22 protein-coding genes and 2 pseudogenes are annotated in these 23,641 nt (G+C 58.1%); 13 read left to right on the top strand and 11 right to left on the bottom strand.

All coding sequences use genetic code 11. The features are described from left to right. The first annotated feature begins 575 nt into the window (after positions 1-575). From bchB to coaD, 4 genes are all read left to right on the top strand, one after another. Complete coding sequence (gene bchB / locus ACVWZ1_RS00570) at positions 576-2,108, top strand: ferredoxin:protochlorophyllide reductase (ATP-dependent) subunit B (RefSeq protein WP_457502260.1); 1,533 nt, start codon at positions 576-578, stop codon at positions 2,106-2,108. 56 nt (positions 2,109-2,164) lie between these two features. Next, positions 2,165-3,169: a UDP-glucose 4-epimerase GalE gene (galE, locus tag ACVWZ1_RS00565; RefSeq protein WP_457502259.1), complete on the top strand. Its 1,005-nt coding sequence runs from the start codon at positions 2,165-2,167 to the stop codon at positions 3,167-3,169. Positions 3,170-3,235: 66 nt separating this feature from the next. After that, positions 3,236-3,571, top strand: a complete 336-nt coding sequence (cutA, locus tag ACVWZ1_RS00560) for a divalent-cation tolerance protein CutA (RefSeq protein ID WP_414413293.1) — start codon at positions 3,236-3,238, stop codon at positions 3,569-3,571. Positions 3,572-3,591: 20 nt separating this feature from the next. Further along, positions 3,592-4,071: a pantetheine-phosphate adenylyltransferase gene (gene coaD / locus ACVWZ1_RS00555; protein WP_011433776.1), complete on the top strand. Its 480-nt coding sequence runs from the start codon at positions 3,592-3,594 to the stop codon at positions 4,069-4,071. A gap of 29 nt (positions 4,072-4,100) precedes the next feature. Here coaD and ACVWZ1_RS00550 read toward each other — a convergent pair whose 3' ends face one another. Continuing rightward, a complete protein-coding gene (locus ACVWZ1_RS00550; RefSeq protein WP_414350044.1) occupies positions 4,101-4,460 on the bottom strand; it encodes a pentapeptide repeat-containing protein in 360 nt (119 codons plus the stop codon). A 491-nt stretch (positions 4,461-4,951) separates the two neighbouring features. Between ACVWZ1_RS00550 and ACVWZ1_RS00545 the strand changes: the two genes are divergently transcribed. Then, positions 4,952-6,064, top strand: coding sequence for an ATP-dependent 6-phosphofructokinase (locus ACVWZ1_RS00545; RefSeq protein ID WP_414344504.1), 1,113 nt, complete (start codon positions 4,952-4,954; stop codon positions 6,062-6,064). On the opposite strand, the gene hpxZ is transcribed toward ACVWZ1_RS00545, so the two are convergent. After that, positions 6,016-6,453, bottom strand: coding sequence for an oxalurate catabolism protein HpxZ (hpxZ, locus tag ACVWZ1_RS00540; protein WP_457465689.1), 438 nt, complete (start codon positions 6,451-6,453; stop codon positions 6,016-6,018). The two genes, ACVWZ1_RS00545 and hpxZ, sit on opposite strands and share 49 nt — an antisense overlap. Before the next feature lie 149 nt (positions 6,454-6,602). Beyond that, the gene (locus ACVWZ1_RS00535) at positions 6,603-7,619 is read right to left on the bottom strand and encodes an FHA domain-containing protein (RefSeq protein ID WP_457465687.1); all 1,017 of its coding nucleotides are present in this window, start codon (positions 7,617-7,619) and stop codon (positions 6,603-6,605) included. 182 nt (positions 7,620-7,801) lie between these two features. Here ACVWZ1_RS00535 and ACVWZ1_RS00530 point away from each other — a divergent pair, with 182 nt between their 5' ends. Further along, a complete protein-coding gene (locus ACVWZ1_RS00530) occupies positions 7,802-8,287 on the top strand; it encodes a CGLD27 family protein (RefSeq protein ID WP_011433781.1) in 486 nt (161 codons plus the stop codon). A 33-nt stretch (positions 8,288-8,320) separates the two neighbouring features. After that, entirely contained in the window at positions 8,321-9,253 is a 933-nt protein-coding gene (locus ACVWZ1_RS00525; RefSeq protein WP_457502258.1) for a bifunctional riboflavin kinase/FAD synthetase, read from the top strand. Positions 9,254-9,259: 6 nt separating this feature from the next. Here the strand turns inward: ACVWZ1_RS00525 and ACVWZ1_RS00520 are convergent, their stop codons facing one another. Beyond that, complete coding sequence (locus ACVWZ1_RS00520) at positions 9,260-9,718, bottom strand: molybdenum cofactor biosynthesis protein MoaE (protein WP_041436693.1); 459 nt, start codon at positions 9,716-9,718, stop codon at positions 9,260-9,262. 50 nt (positions 9,719-9,768) lie between these two features. Here ACVWZ1_RS00520 and ACVWZ1_RS00515 point away from each other — a divergent pair. Continuing rightward, a pseudogene (locus tag ACVWZ1_RS00515) lies at positions 9,769-9,952 on the top strand (hypothetical protein); the annotation flags it as partial. A gap of 44 nt (positions 9,953-9,996) precedes the next feature. On the opposite strand, the gene ACVWZ1_RS00510 reads toward ACVWZ1_RS00515, so the two are convergent. The 3 genes from ACVWZ1_RS00510 to rpoD all read right to left on the bottom strand — a co-directional run bounded on the left by ACVWZ1_RS00510 (position 9,997) and on the right by rpoD (position 12,353). After that, positions 9,997-10,782 carry an adenosylcobinamide-GDP ribazoletransferase gene (locus tag ACVWZ1_RS00510; protein WP_457465685.1) on the bottom strand — a complete coding sequence of 262 codons (786 nt, stop codon included), beginning with the start codon at positions 10,780-10,782 and terminating at the stop codon, positions 9,997-9,999. Further along, a complete protein-coding gene (locus ACVWZ1_RS00505; protein WP_011433785.1) occupies positions 10,779-11,057 on the bottom strand; it encodes a hypothetical protein in 279 nt (92 codons plus the stop codon). Before ACVWZ1_RS00505 ends, ACVWZ1_RS00510 begins: the two co-directional genes overlap by 4 nt. An 84-nt stretch (positions 11,058-11,141) precedes the next feature. Further along, complete coding sequence (gene rpoD, locus ACVWZ1_RS00500) at positions 11,142-12,353, bottom strand: RNA polymerase sigma factor RpoD (protein WP_457465683.1); 1,212 nt, start codon at positions 12,351-12,353, stop codon at positions 11,142-11,144. Between the two features lie 634 nt (positions 12,354-12,987). Between rpoD and metH the strand changes: the two genes are divergently transcribed. Further along, on the top strand, positions 12,988-16,638 hold the full coding sequence (gene metH / locus ACVWZ1_RS00495) for a methionine synthase (protein WP_457465682.1): 3,651 nt from the start codon (positions 12,988-12,990) through the stop codon (positions 16,636-16,638). A 324-nt stretch (positions 16,639-16,962) separates the two neighbouring features. On the opposite strand, the gene ACVWZ1_RS00490 is transcribed toward metH, so the two are convergent. Further along, complete coding sequence (locus tag ACVWZ1_RS00490; RefSeq protein WP_011433789.1) at positions 16,963-17,754, bottom strand: ABC transporter permease; 792 nt, start codon at positions 17,752-17,754, stop codon at positions 16,963-16,965. A 472-nt stretch (positions 17,755-18,226) separates the two neighbouring features. Between ACVWZ1_RS00490 and ACVWZ1_RS00485 the strand changes: the two genes are divergently transcribed. Next, positions 18,227-18,991 (top strand): TIGR03943 family putative permease subunit, encoded by a 765-nt coding sequence (locus tag ACVWZ1_RS00485; RefSeq protein ID WP_457403762.1) that lies wholly within the window; start codon positions 18,227-18,229, stop codon positions 18,989-18,991. Between the two features lie 22 nt (positions 18,992-19,013). Here ACVWZ1_RS00485 and apcB read toward each other — a convergent pair whose 3' ends face one another. Together apcB and truB are read right to left on the bottom strand one after the other, a co-directional pair. Continuing rightward, positions 19,014-19,517, bottom strand: coding sequence for an allophycocyanin subunit beta (apcB, locus tag ACVWZ1_RS00480; RefSeq protein WP_011433791.1), 504 nt, complete (start codon positions 19,515-19,517; stop codon positions 19,014-19,016). 239 nt (positions 19,518-19,756) lie between these two features. Next, positions 19,757-20,674 (bottom strand): tRNA pseudouridine(55) synthase TruB, encoded by a 918-nt coding sequence (gene truB / locus ACVWZ1_RS00475; RefSeq protein WP_457502257.1) that lies wholly within the window; start codon positions 20,672-20,674, stop codon positions 19,757-19,759. Between the two features lie 77 nt (positions 20,675-20,751). Between truB and ACVWZ1_RS00470 the strand changes: the two genes are divergently transcribed. Further along, positions 20,752-21,765 (top strand): DMT family transporter, encoded by a 1,014-nt coding sequence (locus tag ACVWZ1_RS00470; RefSeq protein ID WP_457502256.1) that lies wholly within the window; start codon positions 20,752-20,754, stop codon positions 21,763-21,765. A 22-nt stretch (positions 21,766-21,787) separates the two neighbouring features. Here the strand turns inward: ACVWZ1_RS00470 and trpS are convergent, their stop codons facing one another. Next, positions 21,788-22,783 (bottom strand): tryptophan--tRNA ligase, encoded by a 996-nt coding sequence (gene trpS / locus ACVWZ1_RS00465; RefSeq protein WP_414355741.1) that lies wholly within the window; start codon positions 22,781-22,783, stop codon positions 21,788-21,790. A 123-nt stretch (positions 22,784-22,906) separates the two neighbouring features. Between trpS and ACVWZ1_RS00460 the strand changes: the two genes are divergently transcribed. Together ACVWZ1_RS00460 and ACVWZ1_RS00455 are read left to right on the top strand one after the other, a co-directional pair. Further along, entirely contained in the window at positions 22,907-23,191 is a 285-nt protein-coding gene (locus ACVWZ1_RS00460; RefSeq protein ID WP_414408547.1) for a chlororespiratory reduction protein 7, read from the top strand. 214 nt (positions 23,192-23,405) lie between these two features. Continuing rightward, positions 23,406-23,589, top strand: a pseudogene (locus tag ACVWZ1_RS00455) (hypothetical protein); the annotation flags it as partial. Between the last annotated feature and the right edge of the window lie 52 nt (positions 23,590-23,641).

Raw genomic sequence — 23,641 nt, 5'->3', positions numbered from 1 at the left:
TGAAGAAGGAGCAACCTTTGATCGATTACGGCGCATGAAATCGTCAATAATCGACAATTCTTATGCTTTGTGTCGAGTTTGTATTGAGGGAAACATCAGCCATCTCTCTTCCCTCTGTTAGTCTGCCTTCCTCAACAGAAAGCTTGCTTCTGTAAACAAGAATCTCTGCTCAATGTTGTAGAGCTACATGTTTTGTCTCCAAAAGTTAACATGTAACGAAAAATACAAAAACTCCTCTGCTCTTGTCCACCAGCCGATTCCCTGTCAGGATCCCTGAAGTTCCTCAGCTTGGGCTCTGGAGCCAGATGGGTATCCATCGCTCCTATTTCTAGGATGGAACAAGCCCTTTGGGCGGAGTAGGGGGATCCCCGTAATCACACTTGCCTTGGCAGGGTTGTTTTTCTTTTGATCGAGTTTGGCTTGGGAGCGTCTCGGTTGGGAGTTACGGAGGATAACAGCCAAGGGATGCCGGCTGCTGAGCGTTCTACAATGCCAGGAGAGATTCCCAGCGGGTGCACATCCGGCGGTGGGTTGGGATCCTTGATTTTGTCTCTGGCTTTCTTGAGAGGCTGCCCATGAAATTGGCCTATTGGATGTACGCTGGCCCTGCCCATATCGGCACGCTGCGGGTGGCCAGCTCCTTCAAAAACGTTCACAGCATCATGCACGCTCCTCTGGGAGACGACTATTTCAACGTGATGCGTTCCATGTTGGAGCGAGAGCGGGATTTTACTCCGGTAACCACCAGCGTCGTTGACCGGCAGGTGTTGGCGCGGGGATCCGACGAAAAGGTGATTCGCAACATCGTCCGCAAAGACGGGGAGGAGCACCCGGATTTGATCGTCGTCACCCCCACCTGCACTTCCAGCATTTTGCAGGAAGATCTGCATCACTTTGTCCGGCAGGCCCAGTTGGCCAGTCGCTGCGACGTAATGCTGGCAGATGTCAACCACTACCGGGTTAACGAATTGCAGGCAGCGGATCGCACCCTGCAGCAGATTGTGGAGTTCTATATCACCAAGGCTCGCAAACAGGGGGAGCTGAACGACTCGCCCCAAAAGACGGAGCGGCCTTCCTGTAACATCCTTGGCATTTCCACCCTAGGGTTTCACAATGCCCATGATCTGCGGGAGCTGAAGGTGCTGCTGCGGGATCTGGGGATCCAGCTCAACCTGGTGATCCCGCAAGGGGCCAGTGTCCACGATCTCAAACACCTGGGGCGGGCTTGGTTTAATGTGGTGCCCTACCGGGAGCTGGGGCCGATGACAGCTCGCTATCTGCAGCAGGAATTCGGCATGCCTTACATTGAGATCACCCCGATGGGGGTGGTGGAAACGGCTCGCTTCATCCGCCAGATCCAGCAGATCCTAAACGAGCAAGGGATCCCTGTCGATTATGAAGCCTACATCCAGGAGCAAACGCTGCACATTTCCCAAGCGGCCTGGTTTTCCCGCTCCATCGACTGCCAAAACCTAACCGGCAAAAAAGCGGTGGTCTTCGGGGATTCCACCCACGCGGCGGCCATCACCAAAATCCTGGCCCGCGAGATGGGGATCCACGTGGTGTGGGCGGGCAGCTATTGCACCTACGATGGGGAGTGGTTCCAGGCAGAGGTGGGAGGGTATTGCGATCAGATCTTGATGACGGAGGATCACACCCGCGTGGCGGATGCGATTGCCCAGGCGGAACCTGCCGCGATTTTCGGCACCCAGATGGAGCGGCATGTGGGCAAACGGCTGCGGATCCCTTGTGGGGTCATCTCGGCCCCCATCCACGTGCAGGATTTCCCTATCGGCTACCGGCCCTTTTTGGGCTACGAGGGCGCCAACCAAATTGTGGACTTGATCTACAACTCCTTTACCCTGGGCATGGAAGATCACCTGTTGGAGATCTTCGGTGGCCACGACACCAAGGAGGTGATTCACAAGAGCCTGAGCGCCGATTCCGACCTCATCTGGACGCGGGAAGCCCAGGCGGAGCTGAACAAGGTGCCCGGCTTTGTGCGCGGCAAGGTTAAACGCAACACCGAAAAATTTGCCCGCGAACGAGGCTTGACCGAGATCAGTGTGGAGGTCATGTACGCCGCCAAAGAAGCTTTTGGAGCTTGAAGGGATCCCGTTGACAACCTTTACCCTGGGTGGGATCTTCCATCTGACGTTTGCCTATGCGTCTCCTGGTTACCGGCGGGGCGGGCTACATCGGCAGCCACACCTGCAAAGCTCTGGCGGCCTCTGGCCATCTGCCCATCACTTACGACAACTTGGTTTACGGGCACCCCTGGGCAGTTCGCTGGGGGCCGTTGGAGATTGGGGATCTCGCCGACCGCCAGCGGCTTGATCAAGTCATCCAGCACTATCGCCCAGAAGGGGTGATTCACTTTGCTGCCTATGCCTATGTGGGCGAGTCGGTCAAGGATCCCGGCAAATACTACCGCAACAATGTGGCCGGATCCCTGAGTTTGTTGGAGGCCATGCGGGATCACGGGATCCCTTACATAGTGTTCTCCAGCACCTGTGCCACTTATGGGGTGCCAGAGCGGATTCCCATTCCCGAAAGTCATCCGCAACGTCCCATCAACCCCTACGGCCAGAGCAAGCTGATGGTGGAGCAGATCTTGCAAGATTTCCAGGTTGCCCACGGGATCCGATCCATTAGCCTGCGCTACTTCAATGCCGCCGGAGCCGATCCCGATGGCGAAATTGGGGAGGCCCACGACCCGGAAACCCACTTGATCCCCTTGGTGTTGGAGGCCGCCGGCGGCCAACGTCCTCACATCACGGTTTTTGGAGAGGACTACGATACCCCCGATGGCACCTGTATCCGCGACTACATTCACGTCACCGACCTGGCTCAAGCCCACGTGTTGGCAATAGAAGCGCTGGCCTCTGGCCGGCCCATACAACCAGCCTACAACCTGGGCAATGGCCAAGGCTTTTCCGTCAAAGAGGTCATTGCGACCGCAGCAGCCGTGACCGGAAAGCGGATCCCGGTGCAAATGGGAGCACGTCGACCTGGGGATCCCCCGCGCTTGGTGGGCGATGCCGGCGCCATCTTTCGGGATCTCAACTGGAAACCTCTCTACACCGACTTGGCCGAGATCATTCAAACTGCCTGGCGCTGGCACCAGAAGCGACCCTACTTTGGGAAAGCCAAGCCCTCGGTGAGCTAGGAACGCCTAGCCCGGCGGGCGATAGGATAGGGAGAAACCGCCCGGCTAACAACTTCCCCGCCCCGCATGGACGATAAGACCACACCCGATACCCTCGCGGTTGTCATGACCACGGTGGGATCCGAAACCGAGGCCCATCGCTTGGCTCATACCTTGGTGGCCGAACGTTATGTGGCCTGTGCCCAGGTCTTGCCCGGGATCACGTCCTACTATCGTTGGCAGGGATCCCTGCAGACCGATGCCGAGTTCCTCATCCTGCTCAAATTGCCCGCAACTGCCTATCCCCGCCTGGAACAACGGCTGCGAGAGCTGCACCCCTACGCTGAGCCCGAGATCCTGGCTCTGGCAGCCACTCAAGTGAGCACAACCTATTTGGCTTGGGCCCGAGACCAGGTAGGGTGAGGAATAGCACGAGGTTGGCCATGATCGCCCTCTACCCCGGCAGCTTTGACCCCATTACCCTTGGGCATCTCGATGTTATCGAGCGAGCCAGTCGTCTCTTTTCTAAGGTGATTGTCGCCGTCTTGAAAAACCCCAACAAAACCCCTCTGTTCAGCCCAGAGCAGCGGCAAGCCCAGATTAGCCTGTCCACGGCCCATCTCAAAAATGTTGAGGTTGATACGTTTTCAGGTCTGACGGTGGCCTACGCCCGTCAACGGGGGGCAAAGGTGATCGTGCGCGGCTTGCGAGTTTTGTCGGACTTCGATGTGGAGCTGCAAATGGCCCACACCAACAAGCTGCTGGCTCCCGAACTGGAAACCTTGTTCCTTGCCACCGCCAGCGAGCACAGTTTTGTCAGCAGCAGCCTGGTGAAGGAGGTCGCCAAGCTGGGCGGCCCCATCGATCATCTGGTGCCCGCTCCGGTGATTCGAGATTTGCGGGAGCGCTTTCCCTTGGCCTGAGGGCTCAGGGATCCCATCTCCTTCCCCAATCAAAATTCAAAGGGCTGCATCCCTGCCGTCACCGGATCAAACCCCACCGGGAAGCAGGTGCTGTGATTGTAGAGGGATCCCCTCAAATTGGCCCCTTCCAAGCAGGCTCCCTCAAGGTCGGCATAGCGCAGGTCGGCACAGCGCAGATCAGCCTTCGCCAGATTGCTGCCCCGCAGGTTGGCGTAGCGCAGGTTAGCCCCATGCAAATCGGATCCCTCGAGATTGGCCCCTCGCAGATCGACCCCCCTCAAGAAGGCATACTCCAAGCAGGACTGGGGAAAATGGCGCTCTCCCTGCCGGTAGCGGCTGAGCAACTCTGAGGCCCCTTGTAGAGCACACTGGGCAATGGTTTGAGTCATGGTACTGCTCCCAAATCAGACTGGATGCCTTATTTCTATCCTCATCCCTATCATCGGGTTGGCCGGGTTTTGATCATCCCTGCTTAACAAATAATTTCAGTTTTTGAGTGGATCGTTGCCCCCAAGTCTTTTTGATTGAAAAGATCTATCCTCAGAGATATCGAAGGCTTTCCCAATCTGCAGCTTGTGCAGCAATGTTTCTTAATCCTTTTTGCGAAGGATGCTTAACGGCTGGGCTTGATCGCCAACCCCAAACCCCACCGGGAACGCAAGCTGACCTGATCTTGCTGGGCTGTATGGATCCCTCAATTTCTTCTTTTTCAGCACTCCCCCAACCAGAAGGTGTTTCTCCAGAGCTGATTGAACCAAGATAATTGGGATAATGATCGACTGGATCACATCCGTAGTTTGCGATTGAGTAGGGATTCTCTGCAAGCGATATAGACCCTTATCTCTGTTCAGGATGTTCACCTTTCTTTAACTAGAGCTCTATGCCCAAACGTAAGCGAATCGGGATCCTCACCAGCGGCGGCGATTGTGGCGGCCTCAACGCTGTGATTCGAGCAGTGGTGCGGCGGGCCCGCGACTACGATATGGAAGTTTATGGCATCAAAGATGCGACGGCAGGGCTCATGGCTCGACCGGTGGAGGCGGAGCTGCTGGATGTGAAGCGGGTTTCCGGCATTTTGCGCTACGGCGGCACCATCTTGGGCACCGTGAACAAAGGCAACCCCTTCGCCTACCCTATGCCCGATGGCAGCTTGGTGGATCGCTCGGCAGAGGTGATCACCGGCTACCACCGGCTTGGGTTGGATGCGCTGATCGGGGTGGGGGGGGATGGCAGCTTGGCCATTCTCCGGCAACTGGCCCTGCAGGGGGATTGGAACTTTGTCGGGATCCCCAAGACCATCGACAACGATGTCGGTGCCACCGAGTACTCGGTGGGGTTCAACACGGCTTTGAGCGTGGCTGTGGAAGCTCTAGATCAGCTCACCTACACGGCCATCAGCCACAGCCGAGTCATGGTCATGGAAGTCATGGGGCGGGATGCCGGTCACATTGCCATCAGCGCCGGCATTGCCGGGGGGGCGCATGTGATTTTGATCCCGGAAATTCCCTACAAGCTGGAGAATGTCTGCAAAAGAATCCGCGACCGCAAAGAGCGGGGCAATAACTTCAGCATCGTGGTGGTGGCGGAGGCAGTTCGCACCGAGTCGGGGGAGCCGGTGACCTACACCAACAGCCTGGGGCAGTCTCTCTACGGCGGCATCGGCCATTACATCGGCAACGAGATCGCCCTGCGCACCGGCATCGAGACGCGGGTTATGGTTTTGGGCCACCTGCAGCGGGGAGGTACGCCCTCTCCTCTGGATCGCCTGCTGGGAGCAGCCTTTGGGGTGGCTGCTGTGGACTTGATCGCCCAAGGCAAATACGACCGCATGGTGGCCTGGCAAAATCGGCGGGTGGTGGATGTGCCCCTGGCAGAGGCCATCTCCCAGTATCGGCGGGTGGAGGTGGATGGGGCTTTGATCGCCACGGCCATTGGGCTGAATACCTACGTGGGCGAGGTGGATCCGCAGCTTTTGCGCAGCATTTCCCCCTGATCTTCCGGCAAAAACGACACGTGGGCAGAGACAATCTTCCAGCCGATATCGGGGAACCTGTACCACATCTGGCTTTGGCGGCCCAAGCGAGGGATCCCGTTCACCAGGCGGCGAAACTCTAGGGTGACCGAGCCGCAATCTTCCCCAAAGGTGACCACCTGCAAACGCAGCATCTCGCGGGCCAAATTCGTGGGAGGGCGCTGTTGGCGAAAAGCCTTGATCTCCTCTCCCCCGTAGAGATTTTCCCCCACACCAAAGCGCACCACCTGGGGGCCATCCCAAAACAGGCGGTTCAGGGTGGGCACATCATTGCTCGTCAGGGCAGCTTCGTACTGATGGTAGAGTTCGGTTAGCTCTGCCACCACCTCGGGGCGATTCACCACACTCATGGGCCAGGCTCTTGTGCAGTCGAGATGGGCCTTGCCATCTTATCGGCTCAAGGAGCAGCAGGAGGTTCTAAAAGAACAGCGGGATCCCCCACCTTGCTCTGTCAGACAGCAGACAGCGGCAAGACATCTCCGGGTAGTCGGATCCAAGTCTAGGGGCTGAGAACGGCTTGCAAAGACCGCACATCGCAGTAGTACACCTGATGGCGGTGGGCATACCCCTTCAGCTCCACAGCCTGATGGGAGAAGCAGGCGGCTGCCTGCCCCAGCTGTTTGGCCAAGCAGGTATAGGTGTCCTGGCTGATCGCCAGGTCGGCGTTGAGGGTGCGGGTAGCGCTCTCGATGCGAAAGGCCAAATTCACCGTATCTCCCAGAGCCGTATATTCTTGGCGGGTGTTGTTGCCCACCTGGCGCACGATCGCCGAGCCTGTGTTGACCCCTGCCCCCAGACGAATGGGAGAAGGCAGCGGAAACTCACCGTTCAGCTGCTCGGTCATTTGAAACAGCTTCGCTATGGCCTGCAAAACCGACTTCACATCGAGGTGAATTCCCGGCACTTCCGTGCCCAGAGAAGCAGTGTTGGCTTGGGGCACATGGAACCAAACGGCCATAATCGCATCGCCAATGTATTTATCGACAGTGCCCCCGTACTGCTGAATGATATCCCCCCCCCGCCGGAACCAATCTCCCATCACCTGGGAAAGCAGGCGCTCGTCCAGTTGTTGAGTCAGTTGTCCGTACCCTCGCACATCGACCACCGCCACCGAGATCAGCCAGCGGGTTTGTAAAACCAGGGTGTCCGAAGGTTTGGCCGCGGGGCTGGGTTCTGAGCTGGCCAGGGATCCGCTGTGGAACTCCAGCTGGGATTGTCCAAGGATGAGGTGATCCCCATCCTGCAGCAGGGTGGGAATGCTGACGCGGCGATTGTTGACAAACGAGCCGTTGCGGCTGCCCAGATCGATGAGATAGATGCTGTTGTTGTCGAGGTATTGCAGCAGGGCATGTTGGCGGGAAACGCTGGGATCGCTCAAGACGATGGCGTTGTCCTCATCACGGCCTAGGGTCCAAGCGGTCGCTCCCGAGAGAACGTGTTTTCTTTGGCTGCCATCCGGCTCTTTTAAGACTACATAGGGTGCGGCGGTGGCGGCAGATTCGCCTGTGACGCTCATGATGGGATAAGTTGTAGACGCGACCACACTTCAATAAATACGATACCCCGCTTGCCTTCGGTTGATGGGGGGTATCCGGGCTCGATTTCTGAGCCGCCTCTGCTGGGAGATGGAGGTCTGAGGATGGGCTTGGCGGGGGGCCGACCCGACCGGTATCATTTTGTGTAGATACGTTAAGGTCTATGCTGGATCCCTCCCATCCCATTCCCGCTGAGCAACAGCCGCTCCGGCAATATGCAGAGCTGAGGGAAGCCTTTCCTTTTTCCTGGCCTGCTTTGGGGTGGATCCCTTACTTAAAACGAATCTTTGGGGTTTGGGGAGCTGTTGTGCTGGCGGTTTCCCCGCTGGTTTGGAGCAGCTTTGCCGGAGATTGGGGCCACTTTGTCTCTGGGTCGGTGCTGGGGGCCAATGTCTTGCTCGGCCTGGTGTTGCTCCATCTCTACCTGGGATGGGCTTATGTGCGGCGGCGCTTGGTACAAGCCCAGATTCCCTATGAAGAAAGTGGCTGGTACGATGGGGCGATGTATGCCAAGTCAGAAGAGGAGCTGGCTCAGCATCGGCTGATTGTCAGGTATCAGATTGATCCTGTGTTGCAGCGCCTGCGACGGAGCTTGTGGGGCGTAGTGGGCTTGAGTGGGTTGGTGGCCCTGCTGTGGCCTCTGGGGTAGGCAGTTGGTTGGCTGTTTTTAGGATCCCGGACAGTGCACATCACTTCTGATCTGGCTCAAACCTTGCGACCCACCGCTGTGGCCATCGGGAACTTCGATGGCTTGCATCTGGGCCATCAGAAGGTGCTGCAGCCGATTCGAGATTCTCTTCAGGGGGTGCGCACTGTCCTCACCTTTCATCCCCATCCCCAGGAAGTCTTGACGAGGCGGCCTCAGCTGTTGCTCACTCCCCCTGCCGAAAAGCTGGCTCTGTTGGCGCAAATGGGCTTTGAGCAGGTGGTACTGCTCCCCTTCACCCCTGCATTTGCCTGCCAGCCCCCCCAAGAGTTTATCCGAACGGTACTTGAACAGGGCCTGCGCGTTCGCCATCTCAGCGTCGGTTGGGATTTTTGCTTTGGTCACCGTCGCTCCGGCAACGCCCAAACGCTCCAGGCTTGGGGATCCGAGCGCTGCATTCCGGTGGAGGTGATCCCGGAGGCGAAACTGAACGGGGAACGGGTGAGCAGCTCTCGCATTCGAGCTGCCTTGGCGACTGGGGAGGTGTCCACCGCCGAAGCGCTCTTGGGTCGTCCTTACCGGCTAACGGGAGAAGTGGTGCAAGGGGATCAGCGGGGCCGACAACTGGGCTTTCCCACCGCCAACCTCCGCTTGCCTCCGGAGAAGTTTTTGCCCCGCGATGGGGTGTACAGCGTTTGGGTGGATGTGCCTGCTGCTGCGGCAGCTCTGCCTGGGGTGATGAACATTGGCCATCGGCCCACCTTTGCCGGTTTACAGCACACCGTCGAGGTGCATCTATTGGATTGGACAGGAGATCTCTACGGGCAAGAGGTGCGGGTGGCGCTACGGGGCTTTATCCGCCCAGAGCGGAGATTTCCCACGGTGGCAGATTTGATTCAGCAAATTCAGCAAGATTGCCAAACAGCCCGCCAGCAATTGGGTTTGGCTGAGCAAGTGGGTATGGTGTAGGGGGATCTATGCCGAAGAGAGCTCGCAAGCGCCAAGGCTCACCCAGGCGCTGGTGCCATCTCGCCAGTATTCTTTTTTCCAGATGGGGGCGTTGTGCTTGAGGGTGTCGATGGCAAATTGGCAGGCAGCAAACCCTTCGGCCCGATGAGGGGTGCCCACCGCCACCAAGACGCTGATCTCGCCAATGCGCAGCTTGCCGATGCGGTGGTGGATGACCACACTGTTGGCATCTGGCCAGCGCTGCTGAATTTGTCGGGCAATATCGGCGAAGACCTTCAGGGCCATGGGCTCGTAGGCTTGGTATTCCAGGTAATCGACAGGGCGGCCATTGGTGTTGTCTCGAACAGTGCCGCTCATCACCACCACGGCCCCATTGCCCGGATGGTAGGCCTCTTGGTGGACACGGTCGATGGACAGGGGAGCCAGGGTAATCTGGAAGGAAGTCTTCAGGACGGTCAGGAGCATGACTCTAGTCAATAATAAGCTCAACTATACTGAAAATAATGTATAATATGTTCAGTACGGATTACTACCAGTTGATCTTTCTGTTTACTTTCGAGTCTGCCAACATGGTAGCCAAAGCAAAGCAGAAAATTGGTAGTAAGACGACACGGAAACTGCGCTTTGGGTATTCTACTCAAAGCTTTGCGGGATACCGCCATTCTGGTTGGAAACAAACAGAATGCTATCGCTGCATAGTTGAACAGTGATGTTCAGCAGTGTTCAGCGTAAATGTATCAGATTCATGATGGCCCAATAAGGGATCCCCACAGCAATGCTATCGCTTCTGACCATTCCACCGTAGCCCCGTAGGTGTCCCCCGTGTGCCCTCCCAACTGGCGGTAGATCCAATAGCCCACGGCCCAAGCCCCCAGAGCGGATCCCAGCGTCCAGAGCAGCAAAGGGGGCCAAGCCAAGATCCCAGCCCAGCCCAACCCCCCGGTGATGGCCAGCACAAGCAGAGTGCCCGGCCACAGGGATCCCGGCAAGGAGGTGGAGTCCTTGAGGAAGCGGGCGGATCCCTGCTCGCGCAGGTAGGGGTACAGGGCAATGGCGAGCAACTGGCCCCAACGCCCCCAAGCAGGCACCAGCAGCAAGAGGGGCCAAGGTTGAAGGCTACTCAGGGCAGCAAATTTCAGCAGCAGCACCAGCACCAAGGCCAGCACCCCATAGGCCCCAGTGTGGCTGTCGCTCATCACCTGCAGGCGGCGACGGGATCCCTGCAAGTCAGATTTTTGCCCATCCTCAGTTGAACGTTCCGGATCCCCTTTGTAAGGATTCTTGTGGACATTGATCGCCAAGCCATCGGCAGTATCGGCCACCCCGTCCAGGTGCAGCCCACCGGTCAAGAGAACCCATAGGGCCAAGAGCAAAGCGGCCCGCACCGGATTGGGGAAAACCTGCAGCAGGATCCCGGCCAAGGAGAGGATCCCGCCCAGCAACACACCTACCCCCGGCAGCCAGGCGGCAATGCCCTCAAACGGCAAGTCTCCGACCCACCCCAGAGGCAGGGCCGTGTAGAAAGTCAAGGCTGCCCAGAAGCGCCGCAATCGCTCAGTCCTTGAGTCTGTGTAAAGGGATCCGCCAATCCAGCCCTCTGGGAGAGAAAATAGGAATCCTTGCGAACGGTGCGCCCCACCACAATGGTGAGCTTGACAATGGTGAGCTTGGCCACCAAAGCTCCGATGGCGCCCACCGCGGCCAACACCAGAAAGAGGGCTGCTTTTTCAGAAAGACTGGGATCCGCGGAGTCTGGTTCGAGTTCATGCTGAAGATCCTCCATCGCGCGGGTTGGCAGTTCCAACTCAGTCTGCCTTAGGGGGCCGGGAACTCTCTTGGATCCCTTGCCCCGGCTCTCCCTGAGAGCTAGAAGGAATGGGCCCCAGAGTCACCGGATGTATTCCTTCAACACGCTGTTGCGGTTGGGGTGGCGCAGCTTGCGCAGGGCTTTGGCCTCGATCTGCCGGATCCGCTCGCGGGTGACATTAAAGATCTGGCCGATTTCCTCCAGAGTTTTCATGCGGCCATCATCCAAGCCGTAGCGCAACTTCAACACATCCCGTTCGCGGGCGGTGAGGGTTTCCAAAACGCTTTCCAGATCTTCTCTGAGCAAGACTTTGGCCACCCGATCCTCCGGCGTCTCCCCCTCTGACTCGATAAAGTCTCCCAGCCGAGAATCCTCTTCCTTGCCGATGGGGGTTTCCAAAGAGATGGGGAGCTGGGCCGACTTGGCGATAAAGCGCAACTTCTCGATGGTGATCTCCATGCGGGTGGCGATCTCCTCTTCGGTGGGCTTACGGCCCAATTCCTGAGAAAGCAACTTGGTCACCTTTTTGATGCGGGAGATCGTCTCGTAGAGGTGGACGGGCAGGCGAATGGTGCGGGATTGGTCGGCAATGGCACGGGTGATGGCCTGTCGAATCCACCAGGTGGCGTAGGTGGAGAACTTGTAGCCCTTCTCGTGGTCGAATTTCTCGGCTGCCCGGATCAGGCCCAGGGATCCCTCCTGAATCAGATCTTGAAAAGACAGGCCCCGGTTCATGTACTTTTTGGCGATGGACACCACCAAACGCAGGTTGGATTGCACCATCTTTTCTTTGGCCCGCCGCCCCCGATGCAACCGCCGCCGAAACTCCGGCAAGGACATCTTGACCTCCTCTGCCCAGAGGGTGTCCGGCACTTCTTCTGGGTCTGACCAGAGGCCCATGCGCTGAAAAACGGCCTCGCGAGCGCGCTCTAGCTCCAGCAGATCGGCAATTTTTCGGGCCAACTCAATTTCTTCATCGGCCCGCAGCAGCCGAATACGCCCAATTTCCTGTAAGTAGACCCGGATAGAGTCATCGGTGTAGGGCTTTTTCTTACTGGCAGCTTTGCGCTTTGAGCGACCTTTGGCACCGGCGGCGGCAGCCTCTCCATCCTCCTCTGCTGCCTCTTCGTCGTCGTCATCCTCATCAAAAGCATCAGTGTCACCGGTATCCAGTTCGCTCTCGAGGGTATCTGTCTCGGTGTCCAACTCCAGGGCGCTGGAAGGTGGATTTTCCAGATCCGGTTCGAGAAGAGCTGTTTTACCCGATTTCACCAATTCCTTTGCTTGAGCCATGCTGAGTTCCTCGTGATCCTAATCACAGACAAATGAAGGTGACTAAGGGAGCTTAGACGCCAAAGGGAGAGGAGCAAGTTGCAGCTCTGCTGCATCCCACAACGCCAGAGTGAGGGAGCCGATATCCGCAAGCCAAAGCCTGACTTGCCCTAGGCCAGCCTGCCCGCTTCTGAATAACCGATTGCTCGGGTCAATCTGGAAGCAGATATCGCTCATGGAGCTCAACTGAACTGGCGCAAGACTCGTCTTGATGGACGGGGCCTCTCGAGGTGGCGAAAGGTGGATCTTTCTCTTCGTCGATCCTGCGACGGAGTGCGAGGCACTTTACCAAGGGGACGGAACATTCAGCACCTCAACCACTCCAACCTGCGAGGAGAAGATCGCTCTACAGCAGGCAGCAAACGACTCTGGGGGGAGCCTTTGCGAGCAACTGTAGCCGTTCACACCAAAACGTCTTCCCTAAATTAGCCCGACCTGGGGGAAACAGCAACGGGGCAGGCAAAGAAAATGTTAAATTCACCTCAACAATGGCCAAGATGGGATCCCTGGCCCCTCGGTCTAGTCCGGGCAAATGGCTCGATGCTAACTTAAATCAGACTCTAGGTCGATGACACCCTGCCTGTCTTTGACTTCTATGACCCATCCCTTCCTGCACTGTCTCCAGGAACGTGTAATTGTCTTCGATGGGGCGATGGGATCCTCCCTCCAGGCCCAGAACCTGACGGCAGCGGATTTTGGTGGGCCGGAGCTGGAGGGTTGCAACGAGATGCTGGTGCTGACCAAGCCGGAGGCGGTGGAGCGGGTACACCGCGGCTTTCTGGAAGTGGGGGCCGACGTTGTTGAGACCAATACCTTTGGGGCCACCTCCATCGTCTTGGCCGAGTACGGGATCCCGGAAAAAGCCTACGAGCTGAACGTGGCAGCAGCCCGTTTGGCCAAGCGGGTAGCAGCCGAGTTTTCGACGCCGGAAAAGCCCCGTTTCGTGGCCGGCTCCATCGGCCCCACCACCAAGCTGCCCACCCTGGGGCACATCAGCTTTGACGACATGCGCTCCAGCTTTGCCGAGCAGGTGCGGGGGTTGATCGACGGCGGGGTGGATCTGCTCATCATCGAGACCTGCCAGGACATTTTGCAGACCAAGGCGGCCCTGGTGGCCGTGCAGCAGGAGTTTGCCCAGCGAGGGATCCGCCTGCCGGTGGTGGTGTCCCTGACCTTTGAGGTGCAGGGGACAATGCTGGTGGGCACGGAGATCGGGGCGGCCCTGGCCATCCTGGAGCCCTATCCCATCGATGTGCTGGGCCTCAACTGTGCCACTGGCCCAGACAAGATGGTCGAACACATCCGCTATCTGTCCCGCCATTCTCCTTTCCCCATCTCCTGCATCCCCAACGCTGGCCTGCCGGAAAACATCGGCGGCAAAGCCCACTACAAGCTCACCCCGGAGCAGTTGCGCTTCCACCTGGAGCACTTTGTGCGGGATCTGGGGGTGGCAGTGGTGGGAGGCTGCTGTGGCACCCGTCCGGAGCACATCGCCGCCTTGGTGGAAGCCGTGCAGGGGTTGCGGCCCAAACGTCGTAGCATCGAACGGATCCAGGCTGCTGCCTCGATTTATGCCCCTCAGCCCTACCTGCAGGACAACTCGTTTTTAATCATCGGCGAGCGCCTCAACGCCAGCGGCTCCAAAAAGATGCGGGAGCTGCTCAACGCCGAAGACTGGGACGGCCTGGTGGCCCTAGCGCGGGAGCAGGTGCGGGAGGGATCCCACATCCTGGACGTGAATGTGGACTACGTGGGCCGGGATGGCGTGCGGGATATGCGGGAGCTGGTCTCGCGGCTGGTTACCCAAATCCCAATTCCCCTGATGCTGGATTCTACCGATTGGCAAAAGATGGAGGCGGGCCTCAAGGTGGCGGGAGGCAAATGTCTGCTCAACTCCACCAACTACGAGGATGGGGAAGAACGTTTCCTAAAGGTGCTGGAGCTGGCCAAAACCTACGGCGCCGGGGTGGTCATCGGCACCATCGACGAAGAGGGCATGGCCCGCACTGCCGACAAGAAGTTCCAGATTGCCGAGCGCGCCTATCGTCAGGCGGTTGAGTACGGGATCCCGCCCTACGAGATTTTCTTTGACCCTTTGGCCTTGCCCATTTCCACCGGCATCGAGGAAGACCGTAGCAACGGAGCAGCCACCCTGGAAGGGATCCGCCGTATCCGCCAGGCTTTCCCGGAGACCCACATTCTCTTGGGCATTTCCAACATCTCCTTTGGGCTCTCGCCGGCAGCCCGCGTGGTGTTGAACTCGGTGTTTTTGCACGAGTGCCGCGAGGCCGGCCTGGATGCCGCTATCGTCAGTGCCGCCAAGATCCTGCCCCTGAACAAGATCCCCGAAGAGCAGCAGCAGGTGTGTCGGGATTTGATCTGGGATCGGCGAGCGTTCAACGCTGAGGGCATTTGCACCTACGATCCTCTGGCGCGGCTGACGGAGCTGTTTGCGGGCGTTTCCGGGAAGGAACTGCGCTCTGGCGGATCTTTTGCAGATTTACCCCTGGAGGAGCGGCTGCGGCGGCACATCATCGACGGCGAGCGGATTGGCCTGGAAGAAACCTTGGCAGAGGCGCTGCAGAACTATCCCCCCCTGGAGATCATCAACACCTTTTTGCTGGATGGCATGAAAGAGGTGGGGGAGCTGTTCGGTGCCGGCAAGATGCAACTGCCCTTTGTGCTGCAATCGGCAGAAACCATGAAAGCGGCGGTGAAATACCTGGAGCCCTTCATGGAAAAGGTGGAGGGGGGAGTGTGCAAGGGCACCTTCTTGATCGCTACCGTCAAGGGGGATGTCCACGACATCGGCAAAAACTTGGTGGACATCATCCTCACCAACAACGGCTACAAAGTCATCAACCTGGGCATCAAGCAGCCGGTGGAGAACATCATCGAAGCCTATGAAAAGAGCAAGGCCGACTGCATTGCCATGAGCGGCCTGTTGGTGAAATCCACGGCCTTTATGAAAGAGAATTTGGAGGTGTTTAACGAGCGGGGCATCACCGTGCCGGTCATCCTAGGAGGGGCGGCCCTTACCCGCCGCTTTGTGGAAGAAGACTGCCGCAAGACCTACAAAGGCCAGGTGATCTATGGCCGCGACGCCTTCGTCGATCTCCACTTTATGGATCGGCTGATGCAGGCCAAAGCTGCTGGCCGCTGGGACGACCGGCTGGGTTTTCTGGATGACTTGGAGCAGGGATCCCCCTCTGCCAATGGCCAGAAAGAGGCTTCTTGGGTTCCAGAGGAAACGGATCCCAGCCTGCCCCCTGCGGAGACCACCGTGGGAGCTGCTCCCGCCCTCACCCTCTCCGAGTCCCAAGACACCCGCCGCTCTGAAGCCGTTGCCCTGGAGACCGAGCGACCCATCCCGCCTTTCTGGGGATCCCAGGTTCTCACCTCAGATCAGATCCCTTGGCCGGAAGTCTTCTTCTACATCGACAAGCAGGCCCTGGTGGCCGGACAATGGCAGATTCGCAAGCCCCGCGACCAGTCGGCGGAGGAGTTTGCCGAGTTTATCGCCACCCAGGTGGAGCCGGTGATCGAGCGCTGGAAGGAGCGGATCCTGGCAGAAGATCTGCTGCACCCCCAAGTGGTCTACGGCTATTTCCCGGCCCAGGCAGAGGGGAACACTTTGATCCTCTTCGACCCGGCCAGCTTCCCGGAGCTGTTTGCCCTGGAGCCCGACTCCACCACCTACTTCCAACTGCCGACGGTCGAGCGGCCCCAGCTTTCTCCCCAGGTGCGGGAGCTGGCCCGCTTCACCTTCCCCCGCCAAAAGAGCGGCCACCGCTACTGTATCGCTGACTTCTTTGCCGATCGCTCCACTGGCCTAGTAGATGTCTTCCCCATGCAGGCGGTTACGGTGGGCCCAGAGGCCACCGCCTATGCCCAGCGCCTCTTTGCCGAGGGCCAGTACACCGACTACCTGTATTTCCACGGCCTGGCTGTGACCCTGGCGGAAGCCCTGGCGGAATGGTGCCATGCCCGCATCCGGCGGGAGCTGGGGTTCGGCCACGAAGATAGCCCCGACATCCGCAAGATCCTGCACCAGGGCTATCGGGGATCCCGCTATAGCTTCGGCTATCCCGCCTGCCCCAACATTGCCGACCAACGGGTTCTGCTGGAGCTGCTCCAGGCCGAGCGCATTGGCCTCACCATGGACGAAAGCGATCAATTGGATCCGGAACAGTCCACCACTGCCATCGTTGCTTACCATCCGGCAGCCCGCTACTTCAACACTTAGCTTGTCGGGGTGTGGGGGTAGCTAAGCCCCGCACTGTACTCGTAGAGTCAGTGTCGGGATACAGATACCCCCACATGGTGTATGATGGGAGTACTTGCACAAAACGGCTTTTGCCGGAATCTGGTGCAACTACGCGGTAGGGCATTCCGTGTCTGCTCGTGGAGGGTTCTTGCGTAGGCTCCCCGATGAAGCGAGAAGCCCACGCTGTACCCGTAGGGTCAGCGATGGGAGTATGTCACGCCCTCATCTCCAACCTCTCTCAGGGGGAGAGGGGGAACTGTCGAGAACGGCTAGCGGGATCCCAGGCGGGAGCGGCTGTTCGCGTCAGCGGTGCGGAGCACTCCGCAGGGGGAAGCCCACGACCAAGATCAAGGTAACCAGAATGATCAAGGTGGAGAGGGCATTGATTTCCGGGGTAACTCCTCGTCGCGCCGTGCTGTAGATCAAAATTGGCAAGGTCAGGCTCTCCGGCCCACTGGTAAAAAAGGAGATGACAAAATCATCTATCGAAAGGGTAAAAGCCAGCAAAGCGGCAGCTTGGATCCCTGGCATGGCCAAGGGCAAGGTGACATAGCGTAGCTTTTGCCAGGTGTTTGCATAGAGGTCATAGGCTGCTTCTTCCAGGGCGGGATCCAAAAGTTGGAGACGGCTGCGCACCACAATAGCCACAAAAGCAATCTGAAACGTAATGTGGGCCAAGATCATCGTCCCCAAGCCCAGCTCAAAGAGGCCCGTGTAAAAGCGCACAAACTGGTAGAACAGCAGCAGCGCGATGGCCATCACAATATCGGGGACGATCACCGGCAACAGCATCAGCCCCTGCAGGATCTTTTTACCGGGGAAGCGATAGCGATACAGCCCATAGCCCAGCAGGGATCCCAGCAGCGTGCTGACCAGCGTGCTGACCAACGCCAGGACGAGGGTATTTTGCGTGGCCTGCCAGACCAGGGCATTCTGAAACAGGGAAAGGTACCAATCGAAGGTAAAACCTGTCCACGCCAGGCCAAAGCGGGCTCGGTTAAAGGAGTAGACGGCGATCAGCAGAATTGGCAGGTAGAGAAAGCCATAGATGGCATAGCTGACTCCCCGCAGCCAGGTGGGTATCCTTGCCAACATTCGGCCAACATTCGTGTGTGGTATCTCGGTTGTCTCTATCCCACTGTAGAGCAGACCGCCAAAATTGCAGCAACTCCCTAGGCTTTATACACCCGCCTACAACCCTGTCCATCACGCTAAAGTCCGTTATCAATGGGATATCAATGTGAGGTTATCTGTGGCTGGATTTGTTGAATTGATGATGGGATCCCTGAAGCTGTAAAGACGGCAATCAAAGAACGTGAGCCAAACGAAATGTTTTGCTGTTCGCGCTAGGGGGACGGAGTCCTTGCCTTATTCGGGCAACCCGATACCTGTGACTGGGAAATTGGCAGCACAGGCATTCCCCAACGCCGGCAGTGGGCACTTCCGCGAGGATTGCTAAACTTAGGCTCGGAGTGGTGTGAAAAAGCTGCAACCCATGCCCAAAAGCAGTTCTGGTCGTGTTCGAGAAAAACAAAATCCAGAGGAACCGCACGCGAAAACCAAGGGTATGTCTCGGCCTGTCGGTCGCGTCAGCGGGACGGAGTCCAAACCGTTGCGGTGGGGCAATACAGCCTACTGGGAGGCGGCTGGGCTGATGTTGCTAGGGATCCTGCTGATCGTCTATCGCTGGCGGGGCACCCTGCTGATGTTGATCAATCCCGGCTACGTGAATGTGGCGCTGTTGGCCGGGCTGTGTCTGTTGGGCTTGGGGATTGGCCGTTGGCGAGGAGCCAAAGTTGCCTCTTCTGAAGTCCATGCCTCACTATTGGGGCCGCGGCTGGGCGCAGGACTGTTGATCCTGACGGCCCTGCTGGGGTTTTGGGTCGAGCCACGACCACTCTCCAGCCAAACTGCCCTCAACCGAGGGGTATCTCCCTATCTGGGGGTATCTCGTAGCCAGCCGCAGGCTTTTCGCCCCAAGCTCGACCCCCGTCAGCGAACTCTGCTGGACTGGGTGCGCACCTTGGATGTCTACCCGGATCCCTACACCTATGAAGACCAGCCGGTGCGGGTGCAGGGGTTCGTCATTCCTGACGAGCGACCCGACCACTTTGTTATTGCTCGGTTTTTGGTTAGCTGCTGTGCTGCCGATGCTTACCCCGTGGGCTTGCCGGTGCGCTGGCCAGAGGCAGAACAGTTAACTGCCGACAGTTGGCTGCGTCTGGAGGGGCGCATGGCTGTGGAGCAGCGGGATGGCCAATCTCAGTTGGTAATCGCTGCCGAGCAGGTGGAGCCGATACCGGTGCCGCCAAACCCCTATGCCGACGAATAAGAGCAGGCGCTTAGATATCGGTTTAGATATCGGTTTCGCTCAGCTTGGCGCTCAGGTAATCGAAGGGCTCGGCCACAAAGCTATAGTCTTCGCCGGAGCCAAGCAGCTCCAGGGTGCGGGTTTTCATGTTTTGAATGCCAATCACCGTCGGGGCGATGGGCACGCCGAGGGAGTTGTAGGTCTCCCGCAAGCCCGCCAACACCCGCTCATCCAGAATGCTGTTATCGGCAGCCACCAGCGCGTAGGAAGCGTAGCGCAAGAAGTAGTCCATATCCCGCAAACAGGTGGCGTAGCGGCGGGTGGTGTAGGCGTTGCCTCCCGGACGGATGAGATCCGGCACCTGGGCGAACATGGCCGCAGCAGCCGTTTTGACGATATCCACCGAGTTGAGATTGATCACGTTTACGGCTTTGATGCGCCGCAGCCCAGAGTCGTAAAAAGCCTTGAGCGCATCCATTGCCTCCCGATCCAAGTAGCGGCCCGTCAGGTCGTAGGTTTTGATCAGCGTGGTTACGGCATCCCGCATATCCCCAACTCCGTTCCTGTGACTTTACTTTGCAAAGTAGCTTGAGATGAAAAAATGAGAAGAGATTTTGCCGGACAACATCCAAAGGTCAGCCCTGGAGAATTGAACCAGAGCCCGGCAACGGCAACGCTTCAGGCTCCCATTCGCCCTCAGAAGTTTAGCATGCGGGGGTTTCTTTCCCACTTCCCTCTGAGACAATGGCCAATGTTGTTACAAAAATGTAACCTTTCTGCAACACTCTAGGGATCCGGCGACAACACCCGCAGCGGCTTGAGCTGACCTGCCTGACCGTACCCCAAGCCCAAAAACTTGCCCTCCTCATCCAGCACCCGCAAAGTAGGGGCACCGATAATGGGCCGGTCGAGGGGAATGGCCTGACCCTGCAGCCACTGCTCCGCTTTGGCGGAAGAGAGTTCTACTGCCTCCCAATCGGCAAATCCCCACTCAATGGGCAACAGGGCGGCAGCGGGATCCGCGGATCCCTGCCATTTCTCCAGGGGCAGGCTTTCTGCGATGCGAAAGGGGCCACTTTGCAGCCGTCGCAGCCGGCTCATCAGCCCTCCACAGCCCAATTTTTCCCCCACATCGCGGGCAAGGGCACGGATATAAGTGCCGGGGCCACAGGCAATTTCTAGATCCACTTCCGGAAAGTCTCCGGCTCGCCAGCCCAGGACCCGCAGTTGCTGAATAACCACCCGCCGCGGCTCCAACTGGAGTTCTGCAGCCTCCACGCCGGCACGGGCCAACTGGTAGAGCTTTTTCCCCTGGCGCTTAAGGGCGCTGTAGAGGGGCGGTACCTGCCAGATCTCGCCGGTAAACTCCCGCAAGCACTGCTCTACCTGCTCGCGACTCAACCCAGGACAAGGGGATCCCAACCGGATCTGCCCTTCAGCATCGTCGGTGTCGCTACGCTGTCCCAATCGGAAGGTTGCTTGATACACCTTATCCCCCGACAAAAACGACAAAAAGCGTGTCGCTCGCCCCACAGCAATGGGCAAAACCCCCGTTGCTGCCGGATCCAGAGTACCCCCATGCCCCACCTTGCGGGTGCGCAAGACCCGCCGCACCGCCGCCACACAGTCGTGGGAGGTGAGCCCCACCGGTTTGTCCAGGTTGAGAAAGCCCTCCAGGGATCCCATGCCAGGCATAATATGCATCAACAGTTAAGATTTGTAACTGAGCTGCCCCAGCGCTTAACATGGGGTTAACTTCCGTCTCCAAGTTTGAAGCACCCATGGCTCAGTCTGACCTGTTCTCTCAGCCTATCTGGCAACGCCTCCTGATGATTGCCCCCTTTTTCCTGTGGGGCTCGGCGATGGTGGTGATGCGAGACGCCCTCTCCGAGACCACCCCCCTCTTTATTGCCATTCTGCGGTTGTTGCCGGCAGGGATCCTGGTTCTTGCCTTTCGGCTCTGGCAGGGGCGGGGTTCTGCGTCTCACGCCTGGCATCCCAGAGGGCTGCGCGGCTGGCTATGGGTGTTGGCGTTTGCGCTGGTGGATGGCACATGTTTTCAGGGATTTTTGGCCCAAGGGCTGAAAGAGACAGGGGCGGGCCTGGGATCCGTGCTCATTGACTCGCAGCCGCTGGCGGTGGCTTTGATGGCCACCTGGTTTTATCGAGAGCGGATGGGATCCCTGGGCTGGCTGAGCCTGGGGCTGGGGGTTTTCGGCATTGGCCTCATCGGCCTATCCGGTGGGGGATCCCTGCAGTTGGGGGCCGGCGTCGTTTGGATGTTGATGGCCTCCCTGTCGATGGCATTTGGCACCGTGATGATGCCCAAGGTGGCGGAGGTGGCAGATCCGGTGCTGGCGACGGGCTGGCACATGGTGTTGGGCAGCCTGCCCTTGATCCTGCTGTCGGGACTGACGGAGACTCAGCAATGGCAACACCTGAGCGGAACCCACTGGCTGGGCCTTCTCTACGCTTCGGTGATGGGGAGCGCCTTGGCCTATGCCCTCTTCTTCTATTTCGCCTCTCAGGAAAACCTCACCGAGTTCAGCTCCCTGACCTTCCTCACCCCCATCTTTGCCCTGCTGTTTGGCAGCACCTTTCTGGGGGAATCGCTGACGCGGCTGCAATGGCTGGGAGTGGGCATCACTCTGGTCTGCGTGTATTTGATTAACCACCGGCAAGAATGGCAGGAGCGCCTCCACCTGGGCTGGAAAGGGATCCTCTCAGAGCTGGGTTTGGATTGGCTGGTGAGCGCCTTGAGCACCGTCGAGATCCGCGATGGCAACCCCGACTGATCAAAGCTTGGGCAGGGATCCCTCAGGGGGGTAAGAACCCCATGGCCTCTCTCACCCTTTGTAGCGTTTGCTCGGCGATGGCCCGGGCCTTAGCGGCATTCTCCCGAATCAGAACGAGCAGGTGGTCGGGGTTGCTCCACAGTTCCCGGTAGCGCTGCTGAATGGGCTCCAGGGCAGCGATGATGCTGTCGGCAAGGAGGGGCTTGAACTGCCCCCACCCCATCTCGGCACACTCAGCCGCCACCGCCTCCTTGCTTTTGCCGGAGGTGAGCATGTAAATCGTCAACAAATTGTGGGCTTCGGGACGAGCCGGATCGTCAAAAGTAATGCCCCGAATGGGGTCGGTCTTGCATTTTTGGATCTTCTTGCGGATGGTATCCGGGTCATCCAGCAGATGAATACGGCTGAAATCCGAGGGATCCGACTTGGACATCTTCCGCGTACCGTCGGTTAAGCTCATCACCCGCGCCCCCTCCGGACGAATCAGGGCCTCTGGGATCAGAAACACCTCTCCAAAACGGTCATTGAAGCGGCGAGCAATGTCCCGACACAGCTCAATATGCTGCCGCTGATCCTCCCCCACTGGCACATACTTGGGTTGGTAGAGCAAAATATCCGCCGCCTGCAAAATCGGGTAGCTGAACAAGCCAACGCTGGTCTCCTCCCCCTGTTTTTCCTTCTTCTCCTTGTATTGGATCATGCGCTCCGCCCAGTTCATGGGGGTGATGGTGTTGAACAGCCAGGCCAGCTCCGTATGGGCAGGCACGTGGGACTGGACGAATAGCACGCAATGCTCCAGGCTGAGACCGCAGGCCAAATAAAGGGCAAACAGCGAACGGGTTCGCTCCCTCAGCAGCTTAGGATCCTGAGGAACGGTGATGGCGTGTTGATCGACGATGCAAAAAAAGTTCTCGTAGTGCTCCTGCTCGGCCACCCAATTCTTAATCGCCCCCAAGTAGTTGCCCAAATGCAGTTCGCCAGAGGGCTGAATGCCAGAGAGGGTGCGCGGCTTGGCCATAGGGAAAGCAAATCTCAAACGCCAACAAGACGGAGGACAAGAGCAAGGAAAGTCTTTTTCAGGATATCAAGAGAGGCGCAACCCGTTGGTTCATGATGGAAAAAAGACGCCCAACCCCACACCATGTTAGACTCAGAACCCGAACTGTTACGTGCTGCCAACCACTATGTGCTGCTGATACCGGGCTTGCCGGAGCAATTTCTCAGCCCTGAGGAATTGCAGGAGTTTCTCATGCGGCTGTTGCAGGAACATCCCCACTTGGTGGATGCAGATCTGGCCCGCTATCCCACCCCTCAAGCGCAGGCACAGCGGCTGATCGACACCGCCTGTGAGCTCGAGGTTTGCCCCGGCGAAACTGTGCAGTGGCATCCTGTGCGCCTGAGCAAGCGCTCCTCGACACGGTCTTAACAGGCTCGGAAGTTCCTTGGCCAAGCCGTTCGCAGCCTCGTTGCAGCAGCGTTGCAGTTCCCCTCCCGCAGGCATAGCAAAAACCTCACCAGAGGTGGGGCGGGCAGTACGGGGTTGTGTTTCGGATCCCGCCTTGAGCGTGATACAACGCAAGAGTAGAGCATGACTCTAGTCAATAATAAGCTCAACTATACTGAAAATAATGTATAATATGTTCAGTACGGATTACTACCAGTTGATCTTTCTGTTTACTTTCGAGTCTGCCAACATGGTAGCCAAAGCAAAGCAGAAAATTGGTAGTAAGACGACACGGAAACTGCGCTTTGGGTATTCTACTCAAAGCTTTGCGGGATACCGCCATTCTGGTTGGAAACAAACAGAATGCTATCGCTGCATAGTTGAACAGTGATGTTCAGCAGTGTTCAGCGTAAATGTATCAGATCCTTAGTC

Source organism: Thermostichus sp. MS-CIW-25 (assembly GCF_054060015.1).
Note: the sequence above shows the minus strand (reverse complement) of the source record. Positions and strands in the feature narration are given on the sequence as shown.

Bases quoted from the DNA above. Each gene is read 5' to 3' on its own strand.
- bchB (WP_457502260.1), top strand. From the start codon at position 576: ATGAAATTGGCCTATTGGATGTACGCTGGCCCTGCCCATATCGGCACG.
- galE (WP_457502259.1), top strand. From the start codon at position 2,165: ATGCGTCTCCTGGTTACCGGCGGGGCGGGCTACATCGGCAGCCACACC.
- cutA (WP_414413293.1), top strand. From the start codon at position 3,236: ATGGACGATAAGACCACACCCGATACCCTCGCGGTTGTCATGACCACG.
- coaD (WP_011433776.1), top strand. From the start codon at position 3,592: ATGATCGCCCTCTACCCCGGCAGCTTTGACCCCATTACCCTTGGGCAT.
- ACVWZ1_RS00550 (WP_414350044.1), bottom strand. From the start codon at position 4,460: ATGACTCAAACCATTGCCCAGTGTGCTCTACAAGGGGCCTCAGAGTTG.
- ACVWZ1_RS00545 (WP_414344504.1), top strand. From the start codon at position 4,952: ATGCCCAAACGTAAGCGAATCGGGATCCTCACCAGCGGCGGCGATTGT.
- hpxZ (WP_457465689.1), bottom strand. From the start codon at position 6,453: ATGAGTGTGGTGAATCGCCCCGAGGTGGTGGCAGAGCTAACCGAACTC.
- ACVWZ1_RS00535 (WP_457465687.1), bottom strand. From the start codon at position 7,619: ATGAGCGTCACAGGCGAATCTGCCGCCACCGCCGCACCCTATGTAGTC.
- ACVWZ1_RS00530 (WP_011433781.1), top strand. From the start codon at position 7,802: ATGCTGGATCCCTCCCATCCCATTCCCGCTGAGCAACAGCCGCTCCGG.
- ACVWZ1_RS00520 (WP_041436693.1), bottom strand. From the start codon at position 9,718: ATGCTCCTGACCGTCCTGAAGACTTCCTTCCAGATTACCCTGGCTCCC.
- rpoD (WP_457465683.1), bottom strand. From the start codon at position 12,353: ATGGCTCAAGCAAAGGAATTGGTGAAATCGGGTAAAACAGCTCTTCTC.
- metH (WP_457465682.1), top strand. From the start codon at position 12,988: ATGACCCATCCCTTCCTGCACTGTCTCCAGGAACGTGTAATTGTCTTC.
- ACVWZ1_RS00490 (WP_011433789.1), bottom strand. From the start codon at position 17,754: ATGTTGGCAAGGATACCCACCTGGCTGCGGGGAGTCAGCTATGCCATC.
- ACVWZ1_RS00485 (WP_457403762.1), top strand. From the start codon at position 18,227: ATGTCTCGGCCTGTCGGTCGCGTCAGCGGGACGGAGTCCAAACCGTTG.
- apcB (WP_011433791.1), bottom strand. From the start codon at position 19,517: ATGCGGGATGCCGTAACCACGCTGATCAAAACCTACGACCTGACGGGC.
- truB (WP_457502257.1), bottom strand. From the start codon at position 20,674: ATGCATATTATGCCTGGCATGGGATCCCTGGAGGGCTTTCTCAACCTG.
- ACVWZ1_RS00470 (WP_457502256.1), top strand. From the start codon at position 20,752: ATGGCTCAGTCTGACCTGTTCTCTCAGCCTATCTGGCAACGCCTCCTG.
- trpS (WP_414355741.1), bottom strand. From the start codon at position 22,783: ATGGCCAAGCCGCGCACCCTCTCTGGCATTCAGCCCTCTGGCGAACTG.
- ACVWZ1_RS00460 (WP_414408547.1), top strand. From the start codon at position 22,907: ATGTTAGACTCAGAACCCGAACTGTTACGTGCTGCCAACCACTATGTG.